Origin of the sequence: Silvimonas sp. (assembly GCF_031291215.1) — a bacterium.
GTDB lineage: Bacteria > Pseudomonadota > Gammaproteobacteria > Burkholderiales > Chitinibacteraceae > Silvimonas > Silvimonas soli.
In genome coordinates, this window is the sequence record NZ_JARLJK010000142.1 from 22565 (window position 1) to 38125 (window position 15561).

A 15561-nucleotide genomic window follows, 5' to 3' on the forward strand; every position below is an offset into this window, starting at 1 on the left:
CGGCATACATGCGCGCTACACCAATTGTCCGAAGCGGGGATTTCTCTTGCCAGCATCCGGCTCAACAAATCCTTCCGGAATCAAAGGTAGCTGAACACTTAGCGTGGTGGTGGCCGTTTCATTGGAAACGGCAAAAGCAATCTGGCCGCCTTGCGCTTCGGTCAGCAATCTGGCCGAATAAGTGCCAATGCCATTGCCACCGGGTTTGCCTTTGGTCACAAATTTGGAAAAAAAGGCATCGCGAATTTCAATCGGGATCATTCCCTCATTGGTAATTGAAATACACATCATGCTGCGCTTTTGCAGCTTGATGCTCACCATCCCTTTCTCCGGCGCGGCCTCACAGGCGTTCTTGATCAGATTCTGAAATACCGACCAGGTCAGCATGGCATCGCCAAATGCGCGGGCGGGCTCAGCGCTAACCACTTCGTCTGTGGACATCGAAATGGTCAATTGCTTGTGTTTGAAGGTCGTACGCGCCAGTTGCACAATGCGCTGCAAAATATCTTCAACCTCAATCGGCTGCGCCTCCAGTCTGAAGCGCCCGGTCTCGATTTTGTATAACTCGGACGACAGATTGATCATGCCGAGCACCTGCAAGGTCATTTCTTCAGCGGCATGCAATTGATCGACCTGATAACGATTCATCTGCTTCATGGAATCAGTGGCAATCAGGTTTTGTATCAGGCTAATCACCCCGGCAAGACTTCCCCGCAGGTCGTGGCGCATCATATTATCCACTTCGTCCCGCAGCTTTGCCGCCTCAAGCATGCTGTCGTACCCGGCCTGAACCTCCCTGTGCAACGTCACGTAGCGCATGAAATTGCGGATCCGCAACGTCAGTTGATCTGGGTCTATGGGCTTGGTAACAAAATCAATCGCCCCTAGTTCCAGACCGGCATGCCGGTCTTTGTCTTGCGCCAGAGCGGTCACAAAAATCACCGGAATGCTTTGTGAACCCGGATGTTCGCGCATATGCCTGGCCACTTCAAAGCCGTCCATTTCCGGCATCATGACATCCAGCAAAACCAGGTCAGGCGGCGTGGCTGAATGGCATATTTCCAGTGCCTTTTCGCCATTGAGGGCGATACGCACGCGGTATTCGTCCTTGAGCAGGTCCGACAGCAACTTGAGATTGTCCGGCGTGTCATCAACCACAAGGATGGTCGGCTTTTCCGGTGTCGCAGACTGGACTGCAGCGCCATCAGGTGTTGTGTTGGGGGGCAGCGCTTTGGCAGCCTGCGCAGCCTTGGGCGGGCGCGGCTTCCAGTTGATCGCCCTCTCGAGGCTGGCTTCCAGCCGATCCGGCGCATACGGCTTGACCAGCAAATCACTCACGCCATTTGCAATCGCCTGTTCCAGATGCTTGCGGTCTGACTCGGCCGTGATCATCACAAAAGGCAGGCGACATAGACTCTCGTCGTTGCGCACCTCGCACAACAACTCGAGGCCGGTCATTACCGGCATGTTCCAGTCCGACAAAATGATGTCCACCCGGTGCCGGCGCAGTAGCCGCAACGCTTCTCCACCGTTGCTGGCCATCATGATTTGCTCCAGCCCCAACTGGCGTAATTGGGTCACAGTGACTTTGCGCATCGGTTCGAAATCGTCAACCACCAGCACAGCCAGATCGCGGAATTTTTTCATCAGGCTTGCCCCACCACCTGCAACCCCAAATGGGTATTTATCATGGCTGTCTGCTCAAGCTCGGTCTCGGCGGTATCCGCGTAGAACCTGGCAATGGCCTGGAATTCTTCCTGTAACTCTACAAACGCGTCGACTACATCCGGGTCGAAATGCTTGCCGCGGCCAGACTGGATAAAGTCGGCTGCGGCTTGATGAGACATGGGTTCCTTATAGGCGCGGCGACTGATCAATGCGTCGTAAACATCGGCCAAAGCCATAAGGCGTGCGCTCAGCGGAATACCGTCACCAGACAACCCAAGCGGATAGCCACTGCCGTCCCATTTTTCATGATGTGAAAAAGCGATTTCCTTGGCCAGCACCAGAAAGTCGATCTGGTAACCCAGCATCTGTTCCATTTTTGCGATGGCAACACGTCCCCGCATGGCATGGGTTTTCATGATTTCCATCTCGTCGGCGGTCAATCTTCCCGGCTTGAGCAAAATACGATCAGGGATGCCGACCTTGCCAATGTCATGCAACGGCGCAGATTTGAACAGCAGATCGATATAGGCGTCATCGAGTTGGGCCGAAAAACGGGAGTGGTTGCGTAAATGCTCGGCCAGCGCCTTTACGTAGCGTTGCGTACGCAAAATATGATTGCCGGTCTCTGAATCGCGGGTTTCCGCCAGCGATGCCATTGCAGCAATGGCCACACTTTGTACTGCCACAACTTCCCGCGTGCGTCGGGTGATTTCCCGTTCCAGATACGCATTCTTGTCGCGCAGCAGATCCCTCATCCGTTTCAAAGCGAGCTGAGCGTTCACCCGTGACAGCAATGTCGACGGCGAAATTGGCTTGGGAATAAAGTCGACCGCCCCGGCATCGAACCCTTTTGCCTCGTTTTCCTCATTTGCGTGCGAGGTCAGAAAAATAACCGGAATATCCCGCGTTGCCGGATTGCTTTTCAAGCGCATGCATGTCGCGTAACCATCCATGCCGTCCATCTCGACATCAAGCAAGATCAAATCCGGATGTTCGCTGTGCGCCACTTTCGCCAGTGCTTGTTCGCCGCTGCGGGCTACCTGCACCCGGAACTCGGGTTCGAGTAAATGCGCCAACACGTCCAGCATGCTGGGCGTATCGTCGACCATCAGGATGGTGGGTTTGACCGAATGGCCATTTGCGGACTTCATCATGCTTCTTTCCAGTGAATATGAGTGATCGCGGCTTGCAAAATGCTGAGTGCAGTCCCGAAATCATACGAACGCATTGCCCGCTCTATATCGCGATAGTGTTGCGGTAGCACTTGCCGTAGCACAGCGGCCGATCTTTCAAATAATTCGCCGGCCTCGGCGTCGTCTTTAGTTAAAAACTGGATGAGTCGGTCACAGAGATTTCTGGCCTGATCAACATCCACATTGGCGGCCTCGTCCCGCGACAATTCGACAGCGTCGGGCAAAGCCGCGCTGAGCGCTGCCAGTAGCGCCAGCAGCGCGGCCTCTAGCTCGGCCATACCGACATCAATCACATTAGCGGCAGCTTGATCGTGCAAGGCTTGTTCAACCTCCCCCGCCAACTGCTGTATATGCACCGCGCCAATCTGGCCGGCCACACCGCGCAGCGTATGAAAACTGCGCCGCGCCGTTGCGGCGTCACCCTGCGCCAGCGCTTCGCGAGCTTCGGTCACGGTATTGCCATGGCTTTGCATGAAGCTACGCAAAAGCCGAAGATACAACTCGGTGTTGCCACGGATTCGCCGCAATCCGGCAACGGAATCAAGGCCTGGAATGTTTGCTGGCACGCTGACCAGTTCAGCCGGAGCAGCTGCGCCAGCCGGTTCGGATTTAACGCTTGTCGCAGGCTTGAGCCAACGACGCAGCGTGCCCCACAGCGCCTCTGGCTCAACCGGCTTGGCGATATGGTCGTTCATGCCGATTTCAAGGCAGCGTTGCCGATCTCCGGTCATGGCATTGGCGGTCATGGCAATGATCGGCATGGTGTAACCACTGCTCCGTATCATTTGGGTCGCTTCCACCCCGTCCATCACTGGCATCTGCATATCCATCAGCACCAGATCAAAGTTGGTTTCAGCAATTTTTTGCAGCGCGATGGCACCGTTTCCGGCCAGGGTCACGCTCAAACCGCCTTCTGCGAGTAATTCCATAGCGACTTGCTGATTGAGTTCATTGTCTTCAACCAGCAGGATGTGCGCCGCTTGTAATTCCGGAATATGAAAGGGGCGATTTTCAGACGCATAACTGCGGCGGACCACAGCAGTCTCGGTCAGAACATTCTCCATGCAGTCGCGCAATTGAACGGCGCCCACCGGCTTGGCTAACAGACCATCAATGCCTTCTGCGGCCGCCTGCAGCCGGATCTGCTCATTGTCATAGGCACTCATCATGACAATACGGGGGATATGGGCTAACCCCAGCGCGCGGATACGTCGAGTGGTCGCAAAACCATCCATTCCGGGCATATGGCAATCAATAAACAGGATGTCGCATGGGGGGCCTTTTTTGTCCATGGCGGCAACATGCATAACGGCGCTTTCGCCCGACTCGACCACGGCCACATCCAGGCCCATCTCATCGAGTATGCGCGCTTGCGTACTGCGTGCGCTCTCGTTGTCGTCCACCAGCAGAACCCGTGATTTCACCCGTTTTTTGGGTAGACGCGACGAATCCTTCGCCAATGCAGGAATGCCAAAACGGGCGGTAAACCAGAAAGTACTGCCCACGCCCTGGGTACTCTGCACCCCGACTTCGCCATGCATCAAGCCTGCCAGCATCTTGCAAATAGCCAATCCAAGCCCGGTGCCGCCATATTTGCGGGTAGTGGATGTATCTGCCTGCTGGAAAGAAAGGAACAGCAGGCGGCGTTGTTCTTCGCTCAGGCCAATACCGGTGTCCTGCACGGCAAAATGCAGGGTTGCCGACTGGTCCTGATGTTCAACCAGCCGCACGCTGAGTTTGACCTCACCCTGCGGGGTAAACTTGATCGCGTTATTGAGATAATTAATGAGGATTTGCCGGAGCCGTACCGGGTCACCATTCAAGCGACGCGGCACATCACTGGCCACGTCGAAGATCAGTTCCAGCGATTTGAACGACGCTTTTTCACTATTGATCGCACCGAGTTCGTCCAGCACCTTGTCGAGCGAGAAGTCCACCTGCTCGATATCGAGCTTGCCTGCTTCAATTTTTGAAAAATCCAGGATGTCATTAATGATGCCCAGCAAATGCTGGCTGGAGTCCTGAATCTTTTTCAGATAATCGCGTTGTTTAGGGGACAGCTCGGTGCGTGTTGCCAGGTGAGCCATGCCCAGAATCACGTTCATGGGCGTGCGGATTTCATGGCTCATATTGGCCAGAAAATCACTCTTGGCGCGCGTGGCGATTTCGGCATCATCCTTGGCCGCCGCCAATTGTGCGGTGCGCTCCTCGACCAGTGCCTCAAGATGCTGCTTGTAAGATTCAAGCTCGCCACGTGCCAGCTCGGCATCCTCTGCCAGACTAATGGCTGCCGCCCGTTCATCTTGCATGGCCGAGGCACCTTGGCTCAAATGCTGTTCCACACGACGATTGCGCCAATGCTGCACGGCCGTGGCCGCGATCAGATTGGCGAAGTGTTTCAGGAAGCCGAGTATCTGTGTCAGTCGAGGCTCATCCATTGCCGGGACGACCTCTTCAACGCTACCGACATCTGCTGCCGTCAAGCGAAAAGGCGCGGTGCGCAGTACTGCGACCTGGCGACCGTCAACCCAGATCGGTGCAGCGCAGGCGTATAAACCCGCCTGGTCATGATAGATAGTGCACTCGCTGCCGATGCACTGCCTGTCGTTCCCGGCCATGCATGCCAGCCCGGCCAGAGAAAAATCCTCTTGCCAGTCTGAGGCCACCACCTGTTTCCCGTCCTGATCAAAAATGGCCGCGTTAATACCCAGTAGATCGCAGTAATCAACCAGTATGCGTTGCGTTTCGACGGTCACCGGCAACATCGGCGTGTCGGTTGCGACTGCCGTCGCTGCCATGGTCGTTATTGATTCCGGAAAGGCAGCCACTTGCACGGACGCAGCGTCGTCCACTTGCTCTGGCGAGGCATAGATCGATGAACGACCCAGCTCCAGCGCCAACGCGTTGACCTGCCGCTTCAACTCGATAACCCGGACTTCGCGGCCCAGCGCCAATCGGTTGAAACGTTCAATTTCTCCAATTTTTTTACGGTCGGATACGTCAACGAAGGTCCCGATAATCCCGCCTGGTGCGCCATCGGCTTTGCGAAAACTGGATATGTAGTAAAGCGTGTCATGCCGTAACCCGTCGGCAAACGACACGGCCATCTCACGCTGTACGGATGCGCCGTTGGCAATGAGTTCCTTTTGCTCTGCTTGATGGGCCTGACGCTCTGCGTCTGGCAGGTAATCATGATCCAGTACATATTTGCCAATCAACGCATCGCGGCGCACACCAAAGGTCTGTTCATAAGCGCGATTGAAGCCCAGATAGCGCAGATCGGCGCCTTTGTAGAAAATCGGATACGGAATGGTGTCGATCAACGCCTGCAACAGTGCGGTATGGTCGCGCTCTTGTTGCTCCGCCCGGCGCAGCTCCGTCGCATCATGAAAGAAAACGACGGCGCCATCTTGAACGTCATTTTTATAAAGCGGCGAAATGCCGTAGTTGATCGGAAGAAGCGATCCATTACGACGGCGCATCATGCCTCTGAATCTGCTGCCAACCGGGCCATTTACTCCCGAGCTCAAACCGGAATCGCTACTGTGCTGATCGGTGACTGCTACAGACTCACAAGCCAGTTCATCGATCGGCAGACCGAGCAGGTCCGCTTCGTGATATCCGAGCACTTCTGCTGCGTAGGGGTTGATAAACGTCAATCGGTTATCGGCACCCAATCCCACCACGCCATACCGTGCTGAGGTCAGGATCATGCGATTGAGCTGCTCCAGTTCTGCCTGCTTTGCTTCGTCCAGCCTGCGCTGGGTGATATCACGCACAGCCGCGCAAATATAAGACCCCGCATACGCGAGCTTGGGCAAAACGGACAAGCGCACGTCCACCGGAAACTCACTGCCGTCACTGCGTAAACCGCGTACGTTGGCATTGGTGGTCGACATTGACCGTGCGACCGCCTCCACGGCGTAGCCTTCGCGCAAAGCGGGATGCCGCTCTCGTGCCTCGTTGGGCAACAGCATTTCAATCGACTGCCCCAGCAAGCCACCGCGCGAATAACCAAACATGCGTTCAAGCTGCGTATTGCTCAGCACGATGAGACCGCGTTCATCCACAACGACCATGCCGTCTGGAGCAGATTCGATGATGCTGCGATACCAGGCCTCGGTTGCAGCCAGCTGTTCCTGTTGTTCTTCCAGCAGGCTTGTCTTCTCGGCAAGCGACTGGTTGAGCAGTTCCAGTTCCTCGCCATGTTCCATTAATTGCTGCCCGGAAATAGCCAGCGCATCAGCCTGAATCTGCGTTTTTTCAAGCAGTTCTTGCGTTCGCAATGAGCGCAGTAAAACGTCCAGTCGTGGTTCGACAATCAAGGACAAACGATCAAGCGCGTAAAGTTCGCGCTCGCTGAAGCTGTTGAATGAGGCAAATTCAATGACCGCCCCCTGCCCGTCGCTCAAGAGTATGGGCACTTGAACCAGATTGAGTGGGGTATGGGCATACTCGTCAGGCACCACTGGCCAGGAGTCAAAGGGCACATCGTTGAATTGGGCCGGTTTTTTATCGCGCAGTATCTGGGCCAACTGGGCGTTAGCCGCAACGGCGCGCGCTGCACCTTGCGCTTCGGACAAGGCGAACCCGCCAATATAAGAAAGCTCGCTACCTGCCTCACGCTCCATATAGAACGCCGCCCAGTGGCAGCGCAGCATTGGTGCGACTGCGGCCAGCAATTGCTCGGCAAAGCCAGCCAGGCTTTCCTGCTTTTGCATGACGTTTGCAATGTACAACCAGCCTTGGGTGGTCCACTGCTGGTCCTGCAACCGGCTCGCAAGATTGTTGTACGCCACGGCGATAAGATCGATCTCGTCCTTTCCGGTCACGCTGACACGCGCGGAGAGATCATTCCCGACCGTAGCCCATCGCATTGCCTCGTTCACGCGGGCGATCTTGCGATTAAGCTGGCGCAGCATGCCATAAGCCCAAACGGTACCAAGCAACACGGCTAGCCCAAGCAGGGCCCCGGTCACAAGATAGGCCCGCATTTGATTGCGATGGGCGTTCTCGAAATTGGCCTTGGCCACTCGCAACTGCAAATTGATCAACTGATCGATGCTGGAAAAAACTTGCACAAGATTGTCCTCCAGCTCCCCATGTTCCAGCTGGGTCAATCCGGCACTGTTTTTGGCGGTTATTTGCGAATCCAGCCGCGCCAGCGTGGCATCGGCGATATTCATGTTCCGTGCGGTCTGTGCCGCCAGCTTTTTTTCTTCGTCGGTCAGCGCGGTTTTGAGATAAGCGTCCCAGCGGGCGTGAACCGAGATTTTTGCCTGGTGAAGACTCGTCTGGGCGACGTCCCAATCGATCCGCCCGGCACCCAGTTTGTGAACCACCTCCAGCACATTGTGGGCATACAGATCTTCAATGCGTTTGAGTTCGGCAAGGCTGGTTATCCGGTCGTTGTAGGTCGTTTCAAAATCAGCCTGGATGGCAGCCACGCGAAAAATATTATTGGCCCCCTGCACCAGCATCAAAAAAAGGCCGCCCAATACCAGCAGCAAAAGCTTGGTCCGAATCGTCATTTCTGAGTTCATCTTTGTCAGTTTCAATTCAGTCCCCTCATTTCGAGATTCGGCCAGCCCATGCTCAATACAAATAAATTCGGGATATCGCGCACCGCGCAATATCCCTTTGGTAATAACACCAGATTGTTTTGCAATCCTTCAAATCGGCCAATTCACAATGATTGGTGAATCGCAAAAGTCCGGAGCGGCCTGGCTGCTCATACGCGCGACTTGCCCCCATGTCGGGAGCACCAGGTTGTGCGGTACTGGCCGGCATTGGCCATGCAACAGCGTGGATGACAAATGTCACGCCCTGGGACACCTCGCCGTGGGGCGATGAGTCCAGCCGTTTTAAATACGTGACAAGCGATCATTGGCATTAATAATCGTCGTCTTGTTTGTCGGGAAATTTGCGCATCCGGCAGGCCAGAATACGCGGGCAGTCATTAGTCAGATAAATAGCCCAGTTATCTTTTCCAAAACACAATCCTGAAAATAACATGAACCAGAATTGCAAATCTGAGCAAAGCTGAGCAATACAAAAGAGAAGGTGCAAGGCCGCACTAAAAACAGCGATCCGCCCGGAAAGCAGTAATCCGCAATAAATTGGCGTTATGGCATAAGTCAGCTGGCGACCGGCATCCACTTCGCCAGAATGTCCTGCAGCGCTTCGGGCTCGAACGGCTTGGCCAGGTAGTCGTTCATTCCGGTTTCCCGGCAAAGATTTCGGTCCTGTTCTTGGGTGTTGGCGGTCATCGCCACAATGGGCACGCTCATGCATGGACCGCGCTCGCGAATCTGGCGAGTGGCATCCAGCCCGTCCAGCACGGGCATCTGCATGTCCATCAGGATCAAGTCATAACGGGTTTTACCCGCCAGATTGACGGCAATGGCGCCATTGTCAGCAATATCCACTTCGACGCCGGTCTCTTTCAGCAATTCCACCGCAACTTGCTGATTCAGCTCGTTATCTTCCACCAGCAGAATGCGCTTTCCGCGAAATTCAGCACTGGTCGGCGCGCTTTGTTCCGAGGCGTCAGGATGCGGATCGCTCGCCACAGCACCCAAGCCCAGTCGGGCAGTGAACCAGAATGTGCTGCCATGTCCGTATTCGCTTTCAACGCCAACCTCGCCATGCATCAGTTCTGCCAGCATTTTGACAATGACCAGACCAAGACCGGTGCCGCCATATTGGCGAGTGGTGGAGGTATCTGCTTGCTGAAAGGCCGTAAACAATTGGCCACGCTGCGCCGAGGTCAGTCCGATGCCGGTATCGCTCACCGCAAAACGCAGCAACGGCTCACCAGCCACGTACCCGGCAAGTCTCACCTCGATATTGATGCCGCCACGCTCGGTAAACTTGATGGCGTTGCTGACATAGTTGAGCAAAATCTGGCTCAGGCGGGTTGGGTCCCCAGCCAGATCGTCGGGCACATTACCTGCCACCTCGACATTCAGAGCCAGCGACCTGACAGTCGCTTTGTCTCCCTCAAGCGCAACAACCTGCGCCAGCACATCCGCCAACCGGAAGTTAACCCGCTCCATGGTCAGCTTTCCGGCCTCAATTTTGGAAAAATCGAGAATCTCATTGAGGATGCTCAGCAAATGGCGAGCCGATTGCTGAATCTTGCCCAGGTAGTCCTGCTGTCGCGGATTCAATTCGGTCTTCAGCGCCAGGTAAGACATGCCGATGATGGCGTTCATTGGCGTACGGATTTCGTGGCTCATATTGGCGAGGAAATCGCTTTTTGCGCGAGTTGCCTCCTCGGCAATTTCCTTGGCGGCCACCAGTTCTGCCGTGCGCTTCTCTACCAGCGACTCGAGTTGCCCCTGATATTGCAGCACATCCTGCCGGGCCTGTTCTGCGTCTTCGGCAAGGCTGATGGCGGCAGCACGCTCGCTACGCATGACGGGAGACTGCGTGCGGACATATTGCTCGGCCTGGTGCGAGCGCCAAAGGCGCAGCGAAAGGGTGGCAAGCAGCCCGCCAACACCAGAGAACAACTGCATCATGCGCTGGAGCTGGCTGGGTGTCAGACGGGAAGAGTTCATGATTTCGCCGGCAGACGCAGTGACATACTCAAGCCGGAATGGGCCTATCCACAACGTGGCGACCTGGCGCGCTCCAATGGTGATCGGCGAAACGGCACAACTTGAATCGGCATCGATCGGGACAATCGTATAGTTCTGATCAAAGTGTAGCGGTATGTCCTTGACCGGCAGCCCCGTTAGCCAGTTGTCTGCGGGAGCAGGCCGCGTCGAGTCTGCGCCCAAGGACAGCAGGGTATTCCCTCCCAGACCGAAAATGGCGGCATCCACGCCATGTTCCTGACACTGGGTAGCGAACAGCTGGTGAATTTCATGGGTCGCCAACAGCCGGATCAACTCCTGCTCGATGACCATTTCGTCAGCAGGAAGCCGGTTGAGACTGGTTTCCGGAAAATCTCCGCCTCCGTTTTCTCCGGCAATTTCATCGGGAACGTTGAATATTGGCTGCCGCTGCAATTCGACACTAAGGGCGTTGATCTGGCTCTTCAGATCAAGGATACGTTTCTCGCGACCGAGGGCAAGCCGGTTGAAACGCTCGATTTCATCTATTTTTTTACGGTCGGAAACGTCGACAAAAGTGCCGACCATGCCACCTGGCTTGCCGTCGCTATGGCGAAAGGCCGAAGCGGAATAAATCACGTCACGGGCAATGTAATCGGCAAAAAAGACGGATGCTTCGCGTTGCAGATGGCCGCCGGACGCAATCAATGCCAAATCTTCGTCGTAGTAACGGCGGTGATCGGTAGTCGGCAGCGCATCGCTATGTTCGAGCACGGTTTTGCCAATCAGATCCCGCTCGTCGACCGCAAAGGTTTCTTTAAAAGCATCATTTATGCCGAGGCAACGGGCATTTGCATCCTTGTAAAACAGCGGATACGGGATGGCATTGATCAGCGACTGCAGCATCGCGGCATGATCGCGTCCAGCCTGTTCTGCCGCCTTGACCTCGGTAATGTCCACCATCCAGCCCAGTACACCCTCTACGCCATTCAATTTCATTGTCACGCAAGTGATCAGCATGTCCCGCACACGTTGATCGCGGTCGTAATACTGGATCTCGAGGTTGCTGGCGACTTTGTCGTTAGCCATGACAGTAAACAGCTCAACGCGTTCTTCCTGACGTACATAGAGTGCTGACGACGAGTCGCCCGCGCCAATGCCGAACGTTTCCACAAACTTTGGATTGGCAAAATGCACCTGCTCGGTCGAGGAGAAAACGATACAGACCGGGCTGCTATCGAGAATTTGTTGCAGTCGCTCCCGCTCAGCCAGCAGGGCTTTTTCCGCTTCGATCCGCTCGGTCGCATCCCGGAACATGATGACCATGCCAGTCTGAAGCTCATGCTCCTGCATGGGGGCAATCGCATATTCGGTGGCAAAGCTGGTGCCATTGCTATGCCATAAACAGGCATCGCTGCCACGCCTGGATCCGTTCATGCTCAGCGGCAGTAACGCCCACGACTCCCGTGGCAACAACTCGCTGCCATCTTCTGCCACGTAACGGGCCAGTCGCGGCAGAGACATTCCCACCAGTTCTTCTTGCTCGTAACCCAGCAAAATCTCCGCGGCAGGATTGGCAAAAGTAATATCGCCTTGTGAATCGACCCCTAATACCCCGCCACTGATCGTGGCCAGAATCAGTCGCATACGTTCTTCGATTGCCCGATGAGCTGCTTCTTCTTCCAGGCGCCGGCTGATATCTCGTACTGCTGCGCAAATCAGAATTTCGCCATCGTTACGCGCCGGCAAGCGCGACAGGCGGATTTCGAGCGGGAATTCGCTGCCGTCCTTACGTTGTCCCAAAACTCTGCGACCTGCGCCCATGTCGCGTGCCATATCGTGGCCAAGCTTGAACTCTTCACGTTGGGCTGCATGCGAATGACGAAAGCCCTCGGGAACCAGGCCGTCTACTGACATGCCAATCATTTCACCGCGCTGGTAACCAAACTTGGTTTCCAGCCGGCTATTGGCCAGCGTTATCCGGCCTTGCCCGTCGACGACCAGCATGCCATCGGGGGCACACTCGACAATGCTGCTGAACCAGGCTTGGGTGGCGCGCAATTCCTGTTGCTGCGACTCCTGCATCACTACATGGGCCCGAAGCTCTTGATTGAGATACTCCAATTCCTCTTTACGTGCCTGCAATTGGCATTGCGAACTGCTTAGCGCTTCGGCCTGGTTTCGCGACTGTTCCAGCAACGTAACGGTGTGCAGATCACGCAGCACGCCGCCAAGTCTGAGCGACATCAGTTGTGGCAAAGCCTCCAGCATCAACCCTTGTCGCTCTGTGTAATCGCTGAATGTGGCAAGCTCCAATACGCCGCCCAGCCCACTCGGCAATGTCAGTGGAATCAGTAGCAGGAGACCTGGCGCTTCAACGTTTGTCCCAAAACTGCTGCCCCACTCGCTCGGTGCGGGCATATCCAGCTGCAACGGGCGTTTGGCCTCGAGCGCCTGATTCAACAGCAGCTTATGTGTATCTGGTAACGCCGTATCACGAGGCAAACCATATGTCGCCAGACACTGAAAGCCTTGTCTGTTATCGGTTTGCAAATAACAGGCTGCTGCGGCCAAGCCTAATGGTTCGCCAAGATGGTCCAAGAGGCACCCGGCAAATCCCCGCAGTGTCGTTTGCTGTTGCAGTGCGCTGGAGAGCTCCAGCAATTGCTGCCGTGCCCAACGCTGCTGATCCATGACGGCGCTTTGCACGCGGAAAGCTTCCAGTGAGCGAGTGAGGTCAGTCATTTCGTCTTCCACGTTGTGATGCTGGAAGCGGAATGAATAATCACCGGCGAGAACAAGCCTGGTGCTGTCGATCAGCCGGCCAAGTGGCCGAACAACCCGGCGCTGGTAAAACAACAACGCCGCAAACATAACCAGCACATTCAGCAACAAGGTACCCGCAAGCCAATAACCCGCATTGCTGGCACGCGCAGACAATGTAGCGATCCGGCCATCCAGCTGCGTCACAATCATTCGCTGAGCAAGATTGATTTTTTCGCTGATGTTCCGGACTGCCCGCTGATATTCGTCGCCATAAACCAGGGCGACGGCGCGTTGCCGGTCATGACGTGCCACAGCCTCGAAGGACTGGCGCTCTTGCTGTTCCAGCTCAGTCGATAATTGGCGAGCTTGGGCGATCAGGCCCATTGCGTTGCTGTCCAGCCCGAGCTTCGCCAGTTGCTGTACCGCGTGGTCGCGAATATGCAGAACCTGTATCTGACGGTCGTAGATATCGCGATAGCTTTGCTCGCCGGTCGCCGCATAGGCACGTACTGCGGCGGTCAGCTGCTCGCTGCCCGCACTCAATTCTCTGAGCGAAATGTTGGCGGCCAGGACTTGTTCGCCGAGAACATGACGCTCGGCCTGCGCACGGCAGGCGTATTGGTAAGCGACGAAACTCGCAACGGAGCACAAAACGGCAAGCGCTATGATCAGCTTGTTTGTTTTCTGGATTTGCATCAGGAACCATTTGAGGCGGAACGACTAACCATCCCGCCAAATGCGGACCGGGGAATAAACCCGTCGGTCATTTGCAAGTGAACAAGTAAAAAGGTGAATACACCTTGCTGCGGGGAGTATTGAACTGCACCGAATCCGGCCCCGATCGGGCCGGGCAATGCGGTGCAATACACTGGTATTTTTGAACATCTTTGGTGAACAAACACCCACCCGCATGTTCCTTTTAACCGTTTTCCAGGACACGAAGCTGAGTAAATCTGAGCAAGACAGGAAAATCGATGCGTTACTGCCCTTCAGCGCGCTCGATTCTCACGCGCTGAAGCCTTGTAAAGACCATGGATTCACTTGATTGGCAGATGAGAAAAGCAGCCGAGTCCGGCGCTGCTGCTCACCAAACGAGCAGCACCTGACTACCCGCCGGTTCTTTTTCGGCCATCAAATGATCTTCAAGCTATCTAAAACGTATCACCCGGCACGCGTACCCAGCCTTCCATCAACACGCGAGCGCTGCGGCTCATGATGGCCTTGTTCACGGTCCACTCCCCGTTGAGCTGGCTTGCCTGTGCACCAACCCGCAAGGTGCCGGAAGGATGACCAAAGCGCACGGCCTGGCGCTCGCCCCCACCTGCGGCAAGGTTGACCAGCGTGCCCGGAATGGCGGCGGCGGTGCCGATGGCCACGGCCGCAGTGCCCATCATGGCGTGGTGCAACTTGCCCATTGATAGCGCCCGCACCAGCACGTCGATATCTGCAGCGGCGACCGGCTTGCCGCTGGATGACAGGTAAGCCTGCGGTTTCGCGACAAAGGCGACCTTTGGTGTGTGCTGCCGCGTGGCGATTTCGTCCAGGTTCTGGATCAACCCCATGCGCAGCGCGCCGTGAGCGCGGATGGTTTCAAACATCTGCAGCGCTTTGGCGTCACCGTTAATGGCATCCTGCAGTTCAGTGCCGGTGTAGCCGATTGCTTCAGCCTCGACAAAAATGGTCGGGATGCCCGCGTTGATTAGCGTAGCTTTCAGCGTACCCACACCGGGCACTTCCAGATCGTCCACCAGATTGCCGGTGGGGAACATCGAGCCGCCAGCGCCGTCTTCTTCTGCTGCCGGGTCGAGGAATTCCAGCTGTACTTCTGCGGCGGGAAAAGTGACGCCATCGAGTTCGAAGTCACCCGTTTCCTGCACCGCGCCGCCGGTAATCGGCACGTGCGCAATGATGGTCTTGCCGATATTAGCCTGCCAGATCCGCACGATGGCGATACCGTCATGCGGAATACGCGCTGAGTCGACCAGTCCACCGCCGATAGCGAACGAGCCCACCGCCGCCGACAAATTGCCGCAGTTGCCGCTCCAGTCGACGAAGGCCTTATCGATAGACACCTGGCCAAACAGATAGTCGACATCGTGATTGGGGCGGTTACTCTTGCTGACGATCACAGTCTTGCTGGTGCTGGAAGTCGCGCCACCCATGCCGTCAATCTGCTTGCCATACGGGTCGGGGCTACCGATCACGCGCATCAGCAAGGCGTCGCGGGCAGCACCTGGCTGTTGTGCGGCTTCGGGCAGGTCTTGCAGACGGAAGAACACGCCCTTGCTGGTGCCGCCGCGCATATAGGTGGCGGGAATCTTGATTTGAGGTTGATATGCCATTGCATTGCCTTATTGCCAAAGCCGGACGGC

Annotated in this window: 6 protein-coding genes; all 6 read right to left on the bottom strand. The window is 55.9% G+C overall.

Annotated features, from left to right (window positions below):
- Nucleotides 1-15: 15 nt before the first annotated feature.
- Nucleotides 16-1647, bottom strand: coding sequence for a hybrid sensor histidine kinase/response regulator (locus tag P4L78_RS18275; protein ID WP_309329667.1), 1632 nt, complete (start codon nucleotides 1645-1647; stop codon nucleotides 16-18).
- Nucleotides 1647-2822, bottom strand: a complete 1176-nt coding sequence (locus P4L78_RS18280) for a two-component system response regulator (RefSeq protein WP_309329669.1) — start codon at nucleotides 2820-2822, stop codon at nucleotides 1647-1649. The genes P4L78_RS18275 and P4L78_RS18280 overlap by 1 nt, the downstream gene beginning before the upstream one ends.
- A complete protein-coding gene (locus tag P4L78_RS18285) occupies nucleotides 2819-8392 on the bottom strand; it encodes a response regulator (RefSeq protein WP_309329671.1) in 5574 nt (1857 codons plus the stop codon). Before P4L78_RS18285 ends, P4L78_RS18280 begins: the two co-directional genes overlap by 4 nt.
- Nucleotides 8393-8753: 361 nt before the next feature.
- Entirely contained in the window at nucleotides 8754-9020 is a 267-nt protein-coding gene (locus tag P4L78_RS18290; protein WP_309329673.1) for a hypothetical protein, read from the bottom strand.
- On the bottom strand, nucleotides 8999-13885 hold the full coding sequence (locus P4L78_RS18295) for a PAS domain S-box protein (RefSeq protein ID WP_309329675.1): 4887 nt from the start codon (nucleotides 13883-13885) through the stop codon (nucleotides 8999-9001). Before P4L78_RS18295 ends, P4L78_RS18290 begins: the two co-directional genes overlap by 22 nt.
- Nucleotides 13886-14340: 455 nt before the next feature.
- Nucleotides 14341-15531: a 2-methylaconitate cis-trans isomerase PrpF gene (gene prpF, locus P4L78_RS18300; protein ID WP_309329677.1), complete on the bottom strand. Its 1191-nt coding sequence runs from the start codon at nucleotides 15529-15531 to the stop codon at nucleotides 14341-14343.
- Nucleotides 15532-15561: the final 30 nt, after the last annotated feature.

Coding starts and splice junctions, on each gene's coding strand:
- P4L78_RS18275 (WP_309329667.1), bottom strand. CDS start 1,647: ATGAAAAAATTCCGCGATCTGGCTGTGCTGGTGGTTGACGATTTCGAA.
- P4L78_RS18280 (WP_309329669.1), bottom strand. CDS start 2,822: ATGATGAAGTCCGCAAATGGCCATTCGGTCAAACCCACCATCCTGATG.
- P4L78_RS18285 (WP_309329671.1), bottom strand. CDS start 8,392: ATGACGATTCGGACCAAGCTTTTGCTGCTGGTATTGGGCGGCCTTTTT.
- P4L78_RS18295 (WP_309329675.1), bottom strand. CDS start 13,885: ATGCAAATCCAGAAAACAAACAAGCTGATCATAGCGCTTGCCGTTTTG.
- prpF (WP_309329677.1), bottom strand. CDS start 15,531: ATGGCATATCAACCTCAAATCAAGATTCCCGCCACCTATATGCGCGGC.